Source organism: Syntrophaceae bacterium (genome assembly GCA_013177795.1).
Lineage (GTDB): Bacteria > Desulfobacterota > Syntrophia > Syntrophales > UBA2192 > UBA2192.
Map to the genome: position 1 here is coordinate 554,550 of JABLXY010000002.1, position 19,135 is coordinate 573,684.

Annotated in this window: 18 protein-coding genes; 16 read left to right on the forward strand and 2 right to left on the reverse strand. The window is 66.4% G+C overall.

Annotated features, from left to right (window positions below):
• Positions 1-55 precede the first annotated feature (55 nt).
• The 8 genes from HPY67_07585 (at position 56) to HPY67_07620 (ending at position 8,065) form a co-directional block, all read left to right on the forward strand.
• On the forward strand, positions 56-511 hold the full coding sequence (locus HPY67_07585; protein ID NPV04577.1) for an LEA type 2 family protein: 456 nt from the start codon (positions 56-58) through the stop codon (positions 509-511).
• Between the two features lie 380 nt (positions 512-891).
• On the forward strand, positions 892-2,172 hold the full coding sequence (locus HPY67_07590) for a hypothetical protein (protein NPV04578.1): 1,281 nt from the start codon (positions 892-894) through the stop codon (positions 2,170-2,172).
• 165 nt (positions 2,173-2,337) lie between these two features.
• The gene (locus HPY67_07595; GenBank protein ID NPV04579.1) at positions 2,338-3,447 is read left to right on the forward strand and encodes a trypsin-like peptidase domain-containing protein; all 1,110 of its coding nucleotides are present in this window, start codon (positions 2,338-2,340) and stop codon (positions 3,445-3,447) included.
• Positions 3,448-3,751: 304 nt separating this feature from the next.
• A complete protein-coding gene (locus HPY67_07600; protein ID NPV04580.1) occupies positions 3,752-4,189 on the forward strand; it encodes a hypothetical protein in 438 nt (145 codons plus the stop codon).
• 201 nt (positions 4,190-4,390) lie between these two features.
• Complete coding sequence (locus HPY67_07605) at positions 4,391-5,392, forward strand: TRAP transporter substrate-binding protein (GenBank protein NPV04581.1); 1,002 nt, start codon at positions 4,391-4,393, stop codon at positions 5,390-5,392.
• Positions 5,393-5,399: 7 nt separating this feature from the next.
• The gene (locus HPY67_07610) at positions 5,400-5,972 is read left to right on the forward strand and encodes a TRAP transporter small permease (protein NPV04582.1); all 573 of its coding nucleotides are present in this window, start codon (positions 5,400-5,402) and stop codon (positions 5,970-5,972) included.
• Positions 5,973-5,974: 2 nt separating this feature from the next.
• Positions 5,975-7,234: a TRAP transporter large permease subunit gene (locus HPY67_07615; protein NPV04583.1), complete on the forward strand. Its 1,260-nt coding sequence runs from the start codon at positions 5,975-5,977 to the stop codon at positions 7,232-7,234.
• A 72-nt stretch (positions 7,235-7,306) separates the two neighbouring features.
• Positions 7,307-8,065, forward strand: coding sequence for an SDR family oxidoreductase (locus HPY67_07620; protein NPV04584.1), 759 nt, complete (start codon positions 7,307-7,309; stop codon positions 8,063-8,065).
• Positions 8,066-8,133: 68 nt separating this feature from the next.
• On the opposite strand, the gene HPY67_07625 is transcribed toward HPY67_07620, so the two are convergent.
• Complete coding sequence (locus HPY67_07625) at positions 8,134-8,871, reverse strand: hypothetical protein (protein NPV04585.1); 738 nt, start codon at positions 8,869-8,871, stop codon at positions 8,134-8,136.
• Positions 8,872-9,161: 290 nt separating this feature from the next.
• Between HPY67_07625 and HPY67_07630 the strand changes: the two genes are divergently transcribed.
• The 8 genes from HPY67_07630 to HPY67_07665 all read left to right on the forward strand — a co-directional run bounded on the left by HPY67_07630 (position 9,162) and on the right by HPY67_07665 (position 18,001).
• Positions 9,162-10,157 (forward strand): TRAP transporter substrate-binding protein, encoded by a 996-nt coding sequence (locus HPY67_07630; GenBank protein NPV04586.1) that lies wholly within the window; start codon positions 9,162-9,164, stop codon positions 10,155-10,157.
• A gap of 93 nt (positions 10,158-10,250) precedes the next feature.
• The gene (locus HPY67_07635) at positions 10,251-10,787 is read left to right on the forward strand and encodes a TRAP transporter small permease (protein NPV04587.1); all 537 of its coding nucleotides are present in this window, start codon (positions 10,251-10,253) and stop codon (positions 10,785-10,787) included.
• A gap of 27 nt (positions 10,788-10,814) precedes the next feature.
• Complete coding sequence (locus tag HPY67_07640) at positions 10,815-12,119, forward strand: TRAP transporter large permease subunit (GenBank protein NPV04588.1); 1,305 nt, start codon at positions 10,815-10,817, stop codon at positions 12,117-12,119.
• 13 nt (positions 12,120-12,132) lie between these two features.
• Positions 12,133-12,912 (forward strand): 5-oxoprolinase subunit PxpA, encoded by a 780-nt coding sequence (locus tag HPY67_07645; protein ID NPV04589.1) that lies wholly within the window; start codon positions 12,133-12,135, stop codon positions 12,910-12,912.
• Positions 12,913-12,945: 33 nt separating this feature from the next.
• On the forward strand, positions 12,946-13,650 hold the full coding sequence (gene pxpB, locus HPY67_07650; protein NPV04590.1) for a 5-oxoprolinase subunit PxpB: 705 nt from the start codon (positions 12,946-12,948) through the stop codon (positions 13,648-13,650).
• Positions 13,650-14,603 carry a biotin-dependent carboxyltransferase family protein gene (locus HPY67_07655; GenBank protein NPV04591.1) on the forward strand — a complete coding sequence of 318 codons (954 nt, stop codon included), beginning with the start codon at positions 13,650-13,652 and terminating at the stop codon, positions 14,601-14,603. Before pxpB ends, HPY67_07655 begins: the two co-directional genes overlap by 1 nt.
• A 231-nt stretch (positions 14,604-14,834) precedes the next feature.
• Positions 14,835-17,510 (forward strand): PAS domain S-box protein, encoded by a 2,676-nt coding sequence (locus HPY67_07660; protein NPV04592.1) that lies wholly within the window; start codon positions 14,835-14,837, stop codon positions 17,508-17,510.
• A gap of 35 nt (positions 17,511-17,545) precedes the next feature.
• Entirely contained in the window at positions 17,546-18,001 is a 456-nt protein-coding gene (locus HPY67_07665) for a hypothetical protein (GenBank protein ID NPV04593.1), read from the forward strand.
• A gap of 79 nt (positions 18,002-18,080) precedes the next feature.
• Here HPY67_07665 and HPY67_07670 read toward each other — a convergent pair whose 3' ends face one another.
• Positions 18,081-19,070: a hypothetical protein gene (locus HPY67_07670; protein ID NPV04594.1), complete on the reverse strand. Its 990-nt coding sequence runs from the start codon at positions 19,068-19,070 to the stop codon at positions 18,081-18,083.
• Positions 19,071-19,135 lie beyond the last annotated feature (65 nt).

A 19,135-nucleotide genomic window follows, 5' to 3' on the forward strand; every position in this document is an offset into this window, starting at 1 on the left:
CGTCCGAATTCTGCTACCCTGTGAGCGCATGAGGGATGACCCGGAGGGCAAAGAGATGAGAAAGAGCGCCGTTGCGGCCTGGCTGATCATTCCGGCGGTCCTGGTTTCCGGCTGCGCCTCCCTGTTCTGGATGGGGGAGAAGCCGCGCGTCGACATCGTGAACATCACGCCCAAGGAGATGCGGCTCCTGGAGCAGACGTTCCTCATGGAGCTGCGCATCCAGAACCCCACGGACACCGATCTGGACGTCAACGGCCTGTCCTTCGAGCTCGAGATCAACGGGCAGCCCTTCGCCCGGGGGGTCTCCAACCAGAGGGTGACGATCGAGCGCCTCAGCACGAAAGTCGTCCAGGTGGAGGCCTACACGGGGCTCACGAGCATCCTGCGGCAGCTCTCGGAGGCCGGCAAGGGCGGCTACGCCTCGGGGTTCACGTACCGTCTCAGGGGCTCCGTGCACTCGGGCTCCCCCGCCATGCGGATCCCCTTCGACGAGAAGGGCGAATTCAAGTGAGGCCTGCACCCCCGCCCCTGCGCCCGCAGTGCTTCGCCGGGTTGACCCGCGCCCGTGCGTAACCGCCCGGACTCGTCCTTTTTTGCCTGCCCGCGTCCGTCAGTCTCTCCTGCCCGCCTCACCCGTCCGGCTCGGCACGGTGTCCCGCCCTCGGGACCCCCTGGCCGGGGCTCTTCTCGACCGTCGTCCTGTTTCCCTCCCGTCGGGCCGATCGTCCCACGATGCCCGTGTTCATCCCCCCGACGGGGCCCCCGGGGCCGTGGCGCGGCGAGTCCTCAACTAAATCGAAAATCGTCCGACAAGTAACAGTGGATTCTTTTCCGGGGCGGACGGGTATGCCGATGCGGCGCCAGCCCGCCGTCGGACAGGGAGCGCAGAAGATGCTGAAGATCCTCATCGGCCTCGTCCTGGTCCTGCTTTTCTTCGTCGTCCTCTTCTTCAACCGGCTTCGGGACGCGCTGCAGACCGGCGGCATGGCCGTCCTGCTGGCGATCATCCTGGGGATGTCGGGCGCGGCGGCATGGCTGGGCTTCATGGACGGCGGCAAGGGCATGCAGCGCACCGCGGCAGCGCCGGCGAAACCGGCGAGACTCCCGGCGGCCGAGGCGCCCCTGCAGACCGTCGTCGTCCCGGGCGATTCCCTCCCTGCCGGGCCGGCGAGGGAGGCCCCGGCGGGCGAGGGCCTCCTGAGCGTGCAGGAGATCTACGAGCGGGTCAGCCCTTCCGTCGTCGTGGTCTACAACCTGGGCGAATCCGGTCAGGTGCGGGGGCACGGGACGGGGTTCTTCATCGAGCCCTGGGGGATGGTCGCGACCAACTACCACGTCGTCGAGGGGGCTTCGTCCCTGCGGATCAAGACCAAGAGCGGCGCGACGATGGACATCCGGGGCGTCGCGGCCTCGGATGCGGCCAATGACGTCGTCATCCTGTCGGCCGTCGTGCCCGTCGACAGCCTCCCCACCCTGCGGATGACCGCCTCGCTGCCCAGGGTGGGGGAGAAGATCGTCGTGATCGGCACGCCCTATCACCCCCAGCTGGCCCAGACCATCACCGACGGGCTCGTCTCCGCGATCCGCCCGGTGCCGGGAGGCAAACGCCTGATCCAGATCTCGGCGCCCATCTCGCCGGGCTCGAGCGGGAGCCCCGTGGTGAACATGAGGGGGGACGTCGTCGGCATCGCGACGCGTGTCCACCGCCAGGCCTCCCACATCGGGATCGCCGTGCCCGGGGAGATCCTCGCGGGCCTGACCCCTTCCGCCCCGCTTCCCGTGGCAAACCTCCCCGTCCTCTACGCCGGGCAGTCCCTGACGGTGGAACCGGCGCCGCAGCCGGGGGATGCGCAGCGCAGGCTGGAGCAGGAGCGGCAGAGGGCCCTGGAGCAGCAGGCCCGCATCCAGGAGGAGCGCCGGAAGTGGCGCGAGCAGCAGATCGGGGAAGCGACCGACCTGCTGGACAAGGCGCGGCACAACCTGAGCTTCGACCGCTACGAGCTGGCCTTCAGCCAGTACGAGAAGGCCCTGCAGATCTTCCGGGGCATCGGGGACACGCAGGGCATGGTCGTCTGCCTCGAGCAGATGGGCGGCATCATGCACCGCAGGGGCCGGCCCGACATCGCCCAGGAATACCTGCGCCAGGCGGCCTCGCTGAGGGGCCGGATCTAGCAACGGGCAAGCCCCGGCGGTTGCCGGGGCGGCGGGAAGCCGATGGATGCCCTGCGGCGGGGGTCTGCCAACCCCTCATATTTCCCTCAATTTTCCCCAAAACGAGCCGATAGTGTCTATGCGGGGCCGCCCCCCGGACAGGGGCCCCGCGGATCACGGCCTTGGATGGGGACCCGGATGATCGTCGTCGCGTCGGTTTTTCTCGTTGCGCTCCTGCTCGCCGTGCTGTTCTACCGCAGGCTCCGGGAGTCCTTCAGCCGGAGGTCCCTGTTCTTCCTGGGTGCCGTCCTGGCCTGCGTGTCCTTCGCCTTTGCCTACAGCGATTATCTCCTCCTGCGGCAGGCCATCGAGGTGTCGCAGAAGCCCTCTATCGTCATCCGCGGGCCGTTCTACATCACGATCCTGCTGACGATCCTGTTCTACCGGAGGCTCCGGAAGCTGCTCAGGCGCCGCGTCGTGCTGTCGATCGTGCTCGTCCTGGGCGTGATCACGAGCGGCTTCGCGAGCTACCACTTCTCGGCCCTACGCGAGTACCTCAGCGGGAGCCGGGAGTATCAGTTCGCCAAGCGGGTCAAAAACGCCGCCCAGCGGGTGGTCGTGAAGATGACCACCCCCCGGCAGCCCGCGGTGTACGCGCTCAGCGACCAGGATCTCTACCGGCGGGCGGCCCCCTCCGTCGTGCTCGTCAGCTGCCCGGGCAAGGGGTACGGGACGGGGTTCTTCTACGGCAGCGGAGGCATCGTCGCGACCAACCACCACGTGCTGCGGGGGGTGGAGAGTGCCGAGATCGTCACGCAGAACGGCCAGCGCTACCCCGTGCACGGCATCGTGGCGGAGGACCCGGCCCACGACCTCATTCTGCTCGCGACGGGCATCCCGCCGGAGGAGGCGCCGGGCCTGCCCGTGAATCCGGCCGCCGCCGACCCCGGCGACCGGGTCATCGTCGTGAGCCGCCACAAGGTCTTCACCGACGCCGTCGCCGAGGGCACCGTGTCGCCCGTCCCGATCGCGCCCTGGATCGGGATCCGGCTCGCGTCGCCCCTGACCTACGGGGCGAGCGGCAGCCCCGTGCTGAACTCGCGGGGCGAGGTGGTCGCGGTCATCTGGGCGGGCGACCAGAAGGACAACCGGACGGGGTTCGCCGTGCCGGCGGCGAAACTCGCGGCGCTCTCCGTGCGTCATCCCTACCCGCTTGCGCAAATCAACGTCTCGGAGCCCCTGGACACGAACATCCTCGTCACGTCATCCGCGCCCAACGCCCCCGCGCAGAGGTGAGGGGGCGCGCCTTGCGCACGACCCCGGCCCGTTCCCCGCGAAGATCCCCGCGGGTGATCCGTGCCCGTGCCGTGGGAACGTCCCTCATCCCGGCCGGGCCCGGCGCTTCGGGGGGCATCGAGACGGCTGCCCGCGCGGGCCCCGCAGCCCGCTGCGGGGTTTTTCGCCTTCCGCGCGTCCACCGCGGTGCGGCGGGTGCGCGGTGAGCCCTTCATTTCTTCGCCGGGCTGTGATAGGGAAGAGATACCGATCCTGCGCTTTCCCGGTTTTCGCGACCATTCGTTTCCCGTGGGGGTGATTGGACATGGCCCGTCGAAAACAGCCCGCCGCCAAGATCGATCTCAAGGCGCTGGAGGCATCGGAGATCCGCGTGCGCCTCAAGGAGCTGGGCCCCGTGGCGGAGATCCGGCTCACCCGCTCCAACCTGCCCCTGTTCGAGGAGGACGAGTTCGAGCTCTCCCTCGCCTGGGGGGGCCAGCGGAAGAAATTCAAGGTCCCCGTCGGGGAGGGCAAACCGCTCTTCGGCGCGCTGCCCGACTCGGTGACGCCGATGGCCGACCGCAAGCCGCAGAAGGGCGGCGAGACACTCGTCCGCGAGCTCACGCTGGCCGGCGCCGCGGGGGAGGCGACCTTTCCCATGAGCCTGGGCTACGCCGTCCCCGAGGAGTGGAAGCCCCTCGTGAAGGTCTACAGCCGCATCATCGAGATGGCGAGAAACTACAGCGGCTGGCAGGTGTTCTGAAACGGGTTCCCCAACACCCGGAAACCCGCGACGCCGGCCCCCGCTGCCCGGCGGGAGGCGGCCGCGACGGGGGGATGGGCCCCTTCACCCTTGAATGGGTTGCCAGGCAGGTTTTTTTCCAGTAAGGTGATGCACCATCGGTGCAATGCCGCCTGGCGTCAAATACGTCCAACAAAAGGAGGAGACACCATGAGAAAACCCTTGCACCTCACGCTCCACAAGCTTCCGACATGGGCGGTCCTGCTGTGCGCCGCCGTGATCCTGACCGCTTTTTCCGGCCATGCGTTTGCCGTGACGCTGACGCTCGGCCACGGGGCATCGCCGGGGAATCCGCGCACCATTGCTGCGGAGGCGTTCGCGAAGATGGTTGCGGAACGCACGAAGGGCAGCGTCACCATCAAGATCGCGGGCGCCGAGCAGCTCGGGAGCGACGTGGCCATGCTGACGTCCCTGCGGATCGGCGCGCTCGACCTGACGGCGAACAGCCAGGGCCCGGCCGCCAGCCTCGTCCCGGAAGTGGCCGCCCTGGGCCTGCCCTTCCTGTTTTCCGACGCCGAGGCCGCCTACAGGGTGCTCAGCGGGCCCGTCGGCGAGAAGTTGAACAAGCGGTTTGCCGAGGTGGGAATCCTGGTCCTGGACTGGTGGGACAACGGGATCCGTCACATCACGAACTCGAAGCGGCCCATCAACATGCCGGCCGACCTCAAGGGGCTCAAGATCCGCACCCCGGCGGACCCGATGACCGTGGATATCTTCCAGGCCCTCGGTGCGGCCACCCAGCAGATCGCGTTCGGCGAGCTGTACGTTGCCCTCCAGCAGGGCGTCGTCGACGGCCAGGAGAACCCCCTTGCGAACATCGCCAGCAACAAGCTCTACGAGGTGAACCGGTACATCTCCCTCTCGGGCCACAAGTGGGAGTGCACCCCGTTCCTGATGTCGCAGGTCGCGGTGAAGAAGCTCAAGCCGGCCGAGCTCGAGATCGTCAAGGCGGCGGCGAAAGAGGCGGGGGTCCTCCAGCGACGGCTGATGGCCGAAACGGACAGGAAGCTGCTTGCCGAGTTCAAGGCGAACCCGAACATCGCCGTCAACCAGGCAAACCGGGAGGCGTTCCAGGCGGCGACGGCCGGCGTGGTCGAGAAGTGGAAGGCGAAACCCTTCGGCCCCTTTGTGACGGAGCTGGTGGCCGCGGCGAAGAAGAAGTGATCGGCTTATGACCGGTGATCACGGCGGGGGCCCGCCCGTCAAGGGGTCCGACGGCCGGCGCATCGCGCTGGCCGCAGCGGACGGCATGGATCGTTGCATCACGCGGCTGTGCCGTTTCATCGTCCTGGTGACGGGGATCGCGCTGACGGTTCTCCTCACCGGCAACGTCGTGGCGCGCTACGTGCTGGCGAGCGGCGGGATCGATGCCGCGCAGGAGCTCCCGGAGCTCCTGTTTCCATGGTTCATCGTCGCAGGGATCGCTCTGGCCGCGCAGGCCGGCGGCCATCTGGGGGTCGACTGGCTCTACGACCGGCTCGGGCCCCGCGGTCGTGTCTGGCTTTTGCATCTCGTCAACGCGGTCGTGATTGCATCCTACCTGACCCTCTGCTGGCAGTCGCTGCTGCTGGCGGAGAACACGTGGGTGCAGGTCAGCCCGGTGCTCAAGATCCCGACCAGCCAGGGGTACCTCGCCGTGGCGCTGGGCTGTCTGCTTCTGGCGCTCGCTGCGGCATGCTCCTCGGTGCGCGTCGCATTGATCGGGCCCGAAAGGCGCTTCACGCTCACCTACAAAGAGACCTGACCATGAGTTTCGTCCTGACGCTTGCGTTTGTCGTGCTCATGCTGCTCGCCGTCCCGGTGGGGCATGGGATGGTCATCGCGGCGGCCGTGGCGGTCCTGTGGGACGGGACCCTGCCGCTCATGATCGTGGCCCAGCAGCTGTTTCAGCAGACCCAGTCGTTCCCGATGCTGGCCCTGCCGTTCTTCATGCTGGCGGGAAGCCTCATGATGGGCGGACGCCTTGGAAAGGAGCTCCTGACCTTCGCCTCCGAGTTCATGAAACGCTTCACGGGGGGCGAGCTATCGACCACCGTGGTGGCCTCGACCGTGTTCGGCGGGGTTTCCGGCAGCGCCGTGGCCAACTCGTCGGCTCTCGGCCCGGTCCTCATCCCGTGGCAGAAGAAGTCCGGCTACCCTGCCGGCCTTTGCGCGGCCAACTTGGCCACGTCGTCCGTCATCGACATCCTGATCCCGCCGTCGATCCCGATGATTCTCTACTCCCTGATCAGCGGCGTGAGCGTGGCCGACCTCTTCATGGCCGGTGTTCTCCCGGGCCTGCTCATGGCGGGAAGCTTCATCTTCCTGTGCTGGTGGATCTCCAGGCGCCGGGGGTACCGGAAGACGGGGTCCGCGATCGGGGGCAAGGAGCTGCTCCGGCTCGCCGTCCGGTCCTTCCCCGCGCTCGCCATGCCGGTCTGGATCCTCGTCTTTCTGCGGTTCGGTGTCGCCACGCCGACCGAGGTGGCCGTGCTCGCCGTCGTCTACTCCATCCTGCTGAGCGTCCTGCTGTACAAGGACCTCGACTGGGCCCGCTTCAAGGAGGCGATGGTCGAAGCCGGGATCGCGACGGGCATCGTGATGCTGGTGATCATGGGCAGCGCGGCCTGCGGCTGGCTTCTCACGTTCGACGAGGTGCCGGCACGATTCGTCGCCTGGGTGTCCGCGACGATCCAGAACCCCTGGCTCATCCTGCTGGCGATGAACGTGGTGCTGCTCGTTGTCGGCATGCCCCTCGACCTGCCGCCGGCCCTGCTCCTGTTCGGGCCCATCTTCGTGCCGCTGGGGGCATCCCTCGGCCTGGACCCCGTCCAGCTCGGGCTGATCATGGTCATCAACCTGGGGATCGGGATCTACACGCCGCCCGTGGGGACCACGCTCTTCATCGCCACGTCCATCGCCAAGTGCTCGCTCGACGAAACGACGCGGGAGCTCTGGCCGTTCTTCTTCGCGGCGCTGCTTCTGCTGCTGGCGATCACGTACATCCCGGCGCTGACCCTTTACTGAGGCGGGCAGGGGTTGAGAAACAGAGTCCATTTGGCAGAGAACGACTTGAAGACAAAAGGAGCACGCGAAGACATGTCTTTTGAACGGAGGGTTGCCATCGTCACGGGTGCAGGGTCGCCGAGAGGGATCGGGCGTTCGATCGCCCTGGCACTTGCCGAAAAAGGCGCCGACGTGGTGGTTGCGGATCTGGACCTCCCCGGCGCGGAAACCGTGGCCGGGGAAATCCGGGCCTTGAAGCGCAATGCCGTCGCCGTCCGGGTCGACGTGACCCGGCAGGAGGATGTCGCCGAAATGGTTCGTCAGGCGCTCGAACGCTTCAGCCGGATCGACATCCTGGTGAACAACGCGGGGATCACACAGCCGATCAAGGTGATGGACATGACGGAGGCGGACTGGGACCGCATCATGGCCGTCAACCTGAAAGGGACCTTCCTCTGCTCCAAGGCCGTTCTCCCCGTCATGGTCAGGCAGGGGTACGGCCGCATCGTGAACATGAGCTCCGTTTCGGCCAAGAGGGGCGGAGGGGTCTTCGGCGGGGCGCACTACTCTGCGGCCAAGGCGGGCATTCTCGGGTTCGCCAAGGCGCTGGCCCGGGAGGTTGCCGCCCACGGGATCACCGTCAACTCCGTGGCTCCCGGGCTGATTGCCACGGACATCCGCGGAGGCCTCGAATCCCCCGAGCGGCAGAAGGAGATGTCCCGGGACATCCCCGTCCAGAGACTGGGAACGCCGGAGGAGGTCGCCGCGGCCGTCGTTTTCCTGGCGTCCGGGGAAGCCGCCTACATCACCGGTGAGGAGATCGACATCAACGGCGGCTCCCACATGGATTGACCTGACGGCCTGCCGGATGACGAGGGTTTCCGTGCCCCTTTGCAAAAGGCGGCCGACGGCGGAAGGGGTTATCTGAAGACGTCCCGGATCCTGTCCGCGAGGGAGCGGGTGCCCTTTTCGGCCGCCTTGCGGGCCTCCAGGAGGCTGCGGTTGAGCGAGTCCGCCACGATGGGCATCGTCAGCCGCTCATGAAGGGCGGCGAGGATCCTGCCGAACACCGCCGAGGGCTCCGCCCCGTCCCCGCCGACGTTGCGGAGGCGCATATCCGGGATCGCCGCGCTTGCCGCCCCCGAGGGCAGGTCGGGCGTGTGGAGGGTGACGCGGCCGCCCCTGACGATGAACTCCCGGATCAGCAGTTTCCTCCCCGGCCGCTTCCCGCCGGTCTCCCCGGAGACCAGCCCCGCCTCTTTCGCCTTGCGCCCGGCATGTCTCGCGATGGTCTTGAAGTTGTCCGTGCCGGCGCGCTTCTCGTAGGTGACGTCGGGCCCGACGATCTCGAGCCGCCGGATCACGAGGGTGTCGGATATCAGGGAGGGCAGCTCCAGGCTCACCGAGACGGAGGCCGCCGTCAGCGCCCGGGGCGAACGAAAGCCCTTCGGGTTGCCGAGAGTGAAGTTCGTGATCGTCGCCCGGCCGGAGAGGAAGGACACGCGCACGTCGTCGGCGCGGACCTCCGTCCCCGTGATCTCGGGGCCGTAGGCGTTCACGGCCCTCGTGATCCATCCGTCGAGCCACAGGGCGAGGGCGACGGCCCCGATGACGGCAAGCACCGGCAGCATGCCGGCGGCCACGAGCAGCTTTTTCATCTTCGCTTCACACCGCGGGATATCCCCATGTTCCTCATCCGTATATCGGAAGATTCGATTGGTCCATGAGGGACCGCTCGCGGAAGCGGGCGGCGGCGCTTCGTGACAAAACCGTAACCCGGCCACCCGTTCGGGTCGAGGCGCCGGGCTTCCAACCCGTCGATATCAATTGGGATTTTTGTTCGAGTTTGCGCTTGCGTTGACCAAGGCAACCTTTTATAATCATCGCCGTTTCGACGCTTACCGCCCACTCCGGGCAATCATCGAATTCAAAGAAGGAGAGGCGACGTATGAAAAAGACCTGGACGCTCATGATCGTCATGGTCGTCGCGGCGGCGTTTCTGGCAACGCCCTGCCTCGCGAAGACCACCTGGAACGCAAACTCGGTCTGGCCTCCGAAGAACCACCACAGCGTGGGGCTCGTGGAATTCGCCGAAAAGGTGAAAAAGGCCACCAACGGCGAACTCGAACTCGTGGTGAGCACGGGCGGCGCCCTGGGCTACAAGGGTCCCGAGCTGCTGAAGGTCGTCCGGGACGGCCTCCTGCCCGTCTCCGACATGCTCATCAGCGGCGTGGCGGGCGACGAGAAGGTTTTCCAGATCGTGACGCTGCCCTTCCTGTGCCGGGACTTCGGGGAGCTCAAGACCCTGATCGACATCGCGCGGCCCACCTTCGACAAGACGGCGGAGGGCAAGTGGAAACAGAAGATCCTCTACATCGCGCCCTGGCCGGGAGCCGGTCTCTGGACGAAGAAGAAGATCACCACCCTCGAGGAGATGAAGGGCCTCAAGACCCGCACCTATGACAAGAACGGCGCCCTCGTGATGGAGGCCGTCGGGGCGACCCCGCTGGCGCTGCCCTTCAGCGAGGTGTACACCTCGCTGCAGACGGGCGTCATCGACTCGGTCATGACCTCCTCCCCCACCGCCGTGGACGCCAAGTTCTGGGAGGTGCTGAAGTACTACCAGCCCTTCAACATCACCATCGCCACGAACATGGTCACCGTCAACCTGGCCGCCTTCCGCAAGCTCCCCAAGGCCCAGCAGGACGCCCTCGTGAAGGCCGGCAGGGAGATGGAGGCCTCCATGTGGCAGAAGGTGCCGCAGATCGACAAGGAGCAGGAGGCCATCAGCAACAAGAACGGCATCGAGACCGTGAAGCCCTCGGCGAAGCTCATCTCCGACCTCGAAAAGATCACGGAGAAGATCCGCGCCGACTGGCTGAAGGACGCCCCGGCCGAGGGCAAGAAGATCTACGCCGACTACATGAAGAAGGTGAAGCGGTAGGCCGCCGCTGCCGAAGAGACGGACGACGGGGACCCCGGGGTTCGCTTCCGGGGTCCTTCGTCATCGTAACGGGGGCAGGCGCGGGGACGGGACATGAAAAAGCTGATCAACCTCATCGACGGGCTTTCCGGCATCGGAGGGTGGACGGCGGGGGTCTTCATGACCGCGGCGCTGGTCATTTCCGTGGCCGAGATCCTCTACCGGAGCCTTCTCGACAGGACCCTCTACATCACCGACGAGTACACGGGCTACCTGATGGCCATGCTCACCTTCATGGGGCTGGCCTACACGCTCCGTGAGCGGGGCCACATCCGGATGATGTTTCTGCCCCATGTCATCAAGGGAAGGGCCCATGTCATCTACAACATGGCCTGCTACACGGTGGGTTTCCTCTTCTGCGCGGGGCTGACGCTCTTCACCTGGGAGTTCTTCTGGGACTCCGTGGTCAACGAGTCGCAGTCCATGCAGGTCTCCGAGACCTACCTGGCCATACCGCAGTTCTTCATGCCCGTCGGCTCATTGCTGCTGACCCTGCAGTTTGCGGCGGAGTTCCTGAAGGGACTTGCCGTGCTGCGGGGCGACACGGAAGGCCTTCGCATCCTCGAGGAGGCCGATGACCTCGGCCGGTAGTTCGACCGCGGCACGGAGTGACATTCGATGAACCTCGACCTGGGACCCGTATCGGCCACGATCTGCGGCCTGCTGATTCTCTTCCTGGGCGGATCCGTCTGGATCGGCATCGCCCTGTTCCTCGTGGGGATCGGCGGCTTTTTCTTTTACAGCGACGTGGCCTTCGGCTCGATCATCGCCAACGTCGCCTGGAACCAGACGAGCGGTTCGGCCATGATGGCGCTGCCCTTCTTCATCTGGATGGGGGAGATCCTCTTCCGCAGCCGCATCTCGGCGGACCTCTTCCGGGGCCTGGCGCCCTGGATGGACGCCATTCCCGGCAGGCTCATCCACGTCAACATCCTGGCCTGCACCTTCTTCGCCGCCGTGAGCGGATCCTCGGCGGCCACCACGGCCACGGTGGGCAAGATCACCGTGCCCGAGCTGCAGAAGCGCAACTATGACCACGCCCTGTCCATCGGGTCGCTGGCCGGCGCGGGGACCCTGGGTTTCATGATCCCGCCGAGCATGATGATGCTCGTCTACGGCATCATCGGCGACGTGAGCATCGGCAAGCTCTTCATCGCGGGCTTCCTCCCCGGCTTCATGCTCGCGGGCCTCTTCAGCGGCTACATCCTGATCCGGTGCCTGATCAACCCGTCGCTGACCCCCAGGGGCGATGACCGGTTCACCTGGGCGGACCGCATGCGGGCCGTCCCCGCGATCGCCCCCGTGGTCATCCTGGTGCTGCTGGTGCTGGGGAGCATCTACACGGGGTGGGCCACGCCCACGGAGGCGGGCGCCGTGGGGGTCGTGGGGGCCTTCTTCTTCGCGGCCCTGACCCGCAGCCTGACCTGGGACGTCTTCCGGGTGAGCCTCATCAACTCCGTGAAGACCAGCTGCATGATCATGCTCATCGTCATGGGCGCCTCCTACCTGTCGAACGTCATGGGGTTCCTGGGCATCACGCGGGCCCTCACGCAGGCCGTGGTCTCCCTCCAGCTGTCGCCCTACATGCTCATCGCCATCCTGACGGTCCTCTACCTGCTCCTCGGGTGCCTCATCGACGGCTTTTCCATGATCGTCATGACGGCGCCGCTCGTCCTTCCCCTGATCGAGGCGGCCGGGTTCGACCTCGTGTGGTTCGGCATCTACCTCGTGGTCATGATCGAGCTGGCACAGGTCACGCCCCCGGTGGGCTTCAACCTCTTCGTCATCAGCAGCCTCAACAACGACGACCTGTTCACCATCGCCAGGGCGGCCTTCCCGTTCTTCCTGCTCATGCTGCTGGCGACGGTGCTGCTGACGGTGTTCCCCGGGATCGCCCTGTACCTGCCCGGCAAGATGAAGTGAGAGGAGAGAGCCGATGAGGAAGATCGATCTCAACTGCGACATGGGGGAGAGCTTCGGCGCCTGGTCGATGGGGATGGACGGCGAGGTGATCAGGCACGTCACCTCGGCCAACATCGCCTGCGGCTTTCACGCCGGGGACCCCCGGGTCATGTACGAAACGGTGAGGCTCGCGAGGGACCACGGCGTGGGCGTGGGTGCCCACCCGGGCTACCCGGACCTCGTGGGCTTCGGGCGGCGCAACCTGGACTGCACGCCCGAGGAGGTCCGCGACTATGTGGCCTACCAGATCGGGGCCATGAAGGCCTTCTGCGCGATGCACGGGGTCGCGCTGCAGCACGTCAAGCCCCACGGCAGCCTCTACAACATGAGCGTCGGAAACGAGGCGATGATCCGCGCCATCGTGGAGGCCATCGCCGGTGTGGACCGAAGCGTCATCTACCTCGCCCTCGGCGGGGCCCAGGCCCCCCTCGTGACGAAGATCGCACAGGAGGCGGGCATCCGGGTCGCCTTCGAGGCCTTCCCCGACCGGGCCTACACGCCCGAGGGGAGACTCGCGCCGCGGAGCCTACCGGGGGCCGTCATCAAGGACCCCAAAACGGCCTCCGAACGGGCCCTCCGCATGGCGAAGGAAGGGAAAATCGTCACCACCGACGGCAGCATCCTCGAGATGCGGATCGACACGATCTGCGTCCACGGCGACAACCCCTCGGCGGTGGAGCTGGTGAAGAGCATCCGCACGGCCATCGAAGCGGAGGGGATCTCCGTCGTCCCCATGGGAACATTTATCAAGTAGGAACGCTGCAAGCAGTCAAAGGAGAATCCTCCTTTGTCTCACCTCTACGACAAACCGCAAATCCGCCTGAGCGGCGATCGTGCCATCCTCGTCGAGTACGGCGATGCGATCGATCCCGCCGTCAACGAGAAGGTGCGGGCCATGACGGCGCTGCTCAAGCGGGGACTCCCCGAGGGCGTCGAGGGCGTGATCCCGGCGTACCGAAACCTGTCGATCCTCTATGACCCCCTGGTCACATCCCCCGATCGGATCCTCGCGCACCTGCTGGGGCTGGAGGCGCGGCTCGGCGAGATCGAGATCCCAAGGCCCCGCGTCGTGGAGATCCCCGTCCTGTACGGCGGGGAGCACGGCCCGGACATCGGCGTCGTGGCGGAACACAACGGGCTGAGCGTCGACGAGGTCATCGCCATCCACGCGGGGAAGGTCTATCCCATCTACATGATCGGCTTCACGCCGGGCTTCTGCTACCTGGGGGGCCTCGACAGGCGGATCCACACGCCGCGGCGCAAGACGCCCCGGACCCTTCTGCCCGGCGGCTCCGTGGGCATCGCCGAGGCCCAGACGGGCATGTACCCCGTCGACAGCCCCGGCGGCTGGCAGATCATCGGCCGCACGCCCCTTCGCCTCTTTGCACCCGAACGGGAGAACCCCTTCCTGTACGATCCGGGGGACCGCATCCGATTCGTGCCGATCACGGCTGCCCAGTACGAGCGCATCCGGGCAAGGGAGGGTGCCTGATGGACGCCTTCCGCGTGCTGTCCCCGGGCTCCCTCACGACGGTCCAGGACCGCGGCCGCTTCGGCTTCATCGACCGCGGGGTCCCCCCATCGGGCGCCCTGGACCCCTTCGCGTACCGCATGGCCAACCTTCTCGCGGGCAGCCCCGGGGGAGCCGCGGTGCTCGAGATCACCGTGATGGGCCCGTCGCTGGAAGTTCTCTGCGATTCGGCCGACATCGCCCTGGCGGGGGCCGACATGGAGCTGACGGTGAACCGGCAGGCCGCCCCGATGTGGCAAACCGTGCGCGTGCGCAAGGGGGACCTCGTCCGGATCGGCCAGGCGAGAAGCGGCTGCCGGGCCTACCTGGCCGTCACCGGCGGCATCGACGTGCCCGTCATCATGGGCAGCCGGTCCACCTGCCTGAAGGCTGGCATCGGGGGCGTCGAGGGCCGGATGCTCCGCAAGGGCGACATCCTCCGGCGATTCGAGGGGGAGACCCTCCCTCAGCCCCGGGCGCTCCCGCCGGGGCGCATCCCCGTCTATCGCCCCGAGATCGTGCTGCGGGCCATCCCCGGCCCCCAGGAGGAGGCTTTCGGCAGCGGGCTCGACGTTTTCTTCAGCGCCCCCTACGAGATCACGCCCGAGGCGGACCGCATGGGGTACCGGCTCCAGGGCCCGCCCGTCCACCACGGCGAGGGGTTCCCGCAGAGCATCATCTCGGAGCCCACTGTGCCGGGAAACGTGCAGCTGCCGGCCGACGGCCAGCCCATCATCCTGCTCGTGGAGCAGACGACGGGGGGATACACGAAGATCGCCACGGTCATCTCCCCCGACATCCCGAACATCGCCCAGGCCGTCCCCGGCAACCGCGTGCGGTTCCAGCGGGTGACGCTCGAGGAGGCGCACCGCGCCGTCCGCGAGGAGGCCCTCGTGACGCGCGAGCTCGAGGCCCTTCTGACAGCCGGCCGATAGCGGCCGGCCCCGGTCGCGTGCCCCTGCGTCAAGAAGCCGGCAGGGTGTCACGGTTGCCCGTCCCCGTCCCCGCCTGTCAACAATCCGACATCCGAAAAAACCCTTTAAAATCAATTCGTTGAATTGATACGCTTTTCCGCTCGGCAGCGGAAAATGGCATGGGTCCTGCTAGTTCCAGGGTATTCCCCAGCACCCCCACCTGCGATTCCTCCCGGGGGCCGGAACGAGGCCATGACCCTGAACGTGCAGGAACTCAAGAGGATCTCCTTCGATCTGGTCAGCGGGGGCATGCGCGGCGATCTCGGGCGCGACCTCAACCGCAAGATCATCGTCTTCAACGCCTTTTCCCTGATCGGCATCCTCAATCTCATCCTGCTGGGCATCCTTGCCTATCTCCAGCAGAACCCCTGGCTCGCCGTGCTGGATTTCTGCGCCGCCGCCGCCCTCGCAGTCCTGATCGTCTACCTGCGGCGGACCAAGGATTACAGGACCGCGTTCTACTGCGGCGTCGGCGTCGTCGGCATGCTCTACTACTACCTGCTCTTCACGGGCGGGGTCAACAACACGGCCCACGTCTGGTACTTCACGTTTCCCCTGATCGCCTCGTTCATCCTCGGGTCGCGGCCGGGCCTCGCCGCCACGCTCCTGCTTCTCGTCCCGGCGATCGCGTTCTTCATGTGGGAGAACCCGCCGAGCCCCTTCACGACGTACACCCTCGATTTCAAGCTGCGCTTCATCCCCTCCTTCCTCGTCGTGACCGCCTTCGCGTACTTCTTCGAGAGGACGCGGGAAAAGGCCACGATGCAGCTCGAGGGTGTCAACGCGGAACTCAAGAGCACCGTCCTGGTCCTGCAGGACACGCAGGAGAAGCTGCGAAAGGCGGGCGAGGAACTCGAGGGCCGGGTCCAGGAGCGGACCGCCCAGCTCTACCAGGCGAACCTGCAGCTGGCGGCCGAGATGGAGGAGCGCAGGCGCTCCGAAGCGGCCCTGCGGGAAAGCGAGGGCAAGCTCAATGCCATACTGCGGTCCATCGGCGACAGCATGATCATGATCGACCGGGACCTCAACGTGATCTGGTACAACGAGAAGGCCAAGGAGTTCTTCGCCGTGGGCTGCGAGGGCAGCAAGTGCCACGAGGTGCTGTGCGGAAAGCCGTGGCCCTGCGAGCCCTATCCCTGCTACGCCCTCCGGACGTTCCGCGACGGCGAGATCCACAGCAGCGACGCGACGCTCACGACGCGCCAGGGGCAGGAGGCCTCCTTCCACTGCGTGGCCAACGTGGCCCTGCGGGACGCCAACGGGGCCCCGACGGCGGTCCTGACGATCCTGCGGGACATCACGGACCGCAAGCGGGCCGAGAACGCGCTGGCGGAGTCCGAGAGGAAATACAGGACCCTCTTCGAGGACTCCGTGGAGGCGATGAGCGTCTCGCGCGAGGGCAGGATGATCGACGTCAACCCGGCCTGGCTCGCCCTGCACGGCTACAGGGACAAGGCGGAGGTGCTCGGCCGGGACGTGATGGAATTCATCCACCCCGAGGACCGGCACATCCTGGCACGGCGCCGCGAGGCGTGGCCGAACCACGACCTGCGATCCTACCAGATCCGCGACATCCGGCGGGACGGGGACATCGTCGACATCGAGGTCTGCGCCAGCCGCATCGCGCTCACGGGCCAGGAGGCGATCCTCACCACCCTGCGGGACGTGACGGAAAAGAAACGCAGCGAGAGGGAGCGGAAGGCACTCGAGGAGAGGCTCGCCCGCTCGGAGAAGATGGAGGCCCTCGGGACCCTCGCCGGCGGCGTGGCCCATGACCTCAACAACATTCTCGGCGGCATGGTCGGCTACCCCGACCTGCTCCTCATGGAGCTTCCGGACGACAGCCCCCTGCGCCGCGGCATCCTCACGATCAAGCAATCGGGCGAGCGGGCGGCGGCCATCGTCCAGGACCTGCTGACCCTCGCGCGGCGCGGCGTGCCCGTGATGGAGCCCGTGGGCCTCAACCGCATCGTCACGGAATACCTGCAGAGCCCCGAGTTCGAGAGGCTCCGCTCGTTCCATCCCGGCATCCGCATCGAGACCGACCTGGCCGACGATCTCCTCCCCATCCAGGGCTCGTCCCTGCATCTCTCCAAGGTCGTGATGAATCTCGTCTCCAACGCCGCCGAGGCCATGCCCTGCGGCGGGGTGATCCGCATCGAGACCGCCAACCAGTACGTCGACAAGGTGATCCGCGGCTACGACCAGGTGGCCGAGGGCGAATATATCGTCCTGAAGGTCTCGGACACGGGCGTCGGGATCGCCCCGAAGGACATCAAGAAGATCTTCGAGCCCTTCTACACGAAGAAGATCATGGGCCGCAGCGGCACGGGCCTGGGCATGGCCGTCGTCTGGGGGACGGTCAAGGATCACAAGGGCTACATCGACATCGACAGCGTGGAAGGCAAGGGGACGACCTTCTTCCTGTACTTCCCCGTCAACCGCACGGCGGTGAAGCAGGAAGAGCGGAAAATCACCATCGAGAACTATCTCTCGAAGGGCGAGACCATCCTGGTCGTCGACGACGTGGCCGAACAGCGGGAGCTGGCCTCGGCGATGCTGCGGAAACTGGGCTACGTCACCGAGACGCTCGCGAGCGGCGAGGAGGCCGTGGAGTACCTCAAGCAGAAGCCGGCGAGCCTCGTCATCCTGGACATGATCATGGAGCCCGGCATCGACGGCCTCGAGACCTACCGGAAGATCCGGGAGCACCGCCCCGGGCAGAAGGCGATCATCGTGAGCGGGTTCGCCGAGACGGACCGGGTCAAGGAGGCGCAGAGGCTCGGCGCCGGCCCCTACCTGAAGAAGCCCTACACGCTGGAGAAGATCGCCATCGCCGTGCGCCGGGAACTGGACAAGGCGGCCTAGGCAGGCCGGACCCATATCACGCAGGAGTTCGATTTGTGGAAACGAAGAACGTCATGACCAGGGAGGAGATTCACGATTTCGGGGTCCAGATCGTCTGCGAGGAGATGCTCAAGGAGGGCTACGAGATCATCGGCGCCAACCCGTCGCCGGCCGTGACCCCGCAGATCGTCGCCAGGAAGAACGGGCGTCTCTGCTTCGTCGTCGTCCGGACCGACGTCTACCCCAACAGGGGAAAGCTTGCCGACGACCGGGAGCTTCTCTACAACCTCGAGCATGCCGAGCGCAACCAGGCGGTGTGCTACTTTGCCGGGATCGGGATCTGCAACGCGGCGGCCGCCGACGCGGGGGATGAGGCCGCGATGGGCATGCCCGTCCGGGACGCCGGCTTCTACGTGGACTTCGACGGGCTGAAGGTCATGACGACCCTCGACCGCATGGGCGCCGCGAACGGCAACGGCCGGCCCGACGGGGGAAAAGAGGGCCGGGTCTGAAGGGGCTCGGACCGGGGAAAAAGAAAAGGCGAAGATCGGCTCTTCGCCTTTTTTCACGCTGTCTGCGTCCCGCGTGCCGTCAGCGGTCGTCGATGAGGTGAGCAAAGAAACCCAGCTCCTTCGCCCGCTTGTTGAATTCCTCCTGGGTCATGTCGTGGTTGTTCGTCTCGGCAACGACCATGGATTCCTGCACGCAGCCGGGGATCCAGTAATGTTCGTAGCCGGGGAGGGGGGGCCAGAACTGCACGCCGGGCCGGCCGATGGCCACCTTGTAGAATTTCACCTCGTTGGGCCTGACCGTGATGCGGGGGTGGGCGTCGTCGATGAGGATGGCCGTCTTCTTGAGATTCTCGTAATAGGGCACCACGTCGTCGCCGCGGGGCGTCTGAACGACGACAAGGTCGGCACGCCGGAGCGTCTCCACCCCCTCGCGGCCGATCTCCAGGCGCCCGTCGACGATGTGGATGTCGATGCCGACGGCCCGGTAGCCTTTCTCCTTCAGGTTTTCGATGATCGCCGCGCCGATCTCCCCCACGCCCAGGATGGCAACGGTCGTTTCGTTCTTGATCAGGCCGTGCTTCTCCGCCACCCGCTCGACCGTCTCCACCACGGAAAAAACCCGCCCCTTCAGCCCGTAGACAAAGGGCTGCTCGTAGGGGAAGTGGGACCTGAAGAACCGCGGCCCCTGCCCCGCGATGGCGATCGTCTTGGCCCCCGTCAGGGTCTTGGTGCGCTTGAGGTTGCTCATGATGTTGCCGACCAGTTCCTTGTCTTTCTTGAACTGGTCGACCGTGTTCGGTACCGCCAGGATCAGCCCGCGGCCCAGGCCGTTGCCGGTGGTGATGACCCCGGCGACAAACGGCTTGCCCGACACGAGATGCCTTGCCCACTTGAAGCCGGGCGGCAGATACCCCTCGATGTCCTTTTCGGAGCCCGGATAGACTGTAAAAATACAGTTGAACTTGAGAAACCGGCAAAGAGCCAGCAGGGCGATCATGGGCCCGCGGAAGAGGATCGTGATGAGGCCTAGGATTTGCCTGGACAATCTTCTGGCGTAGATGGCAACCACCCCCCCTTCACAATGCTCCATGCCCCTTATTGAAATCGGGGCGAACTGGAGATGCCGACGGCAGC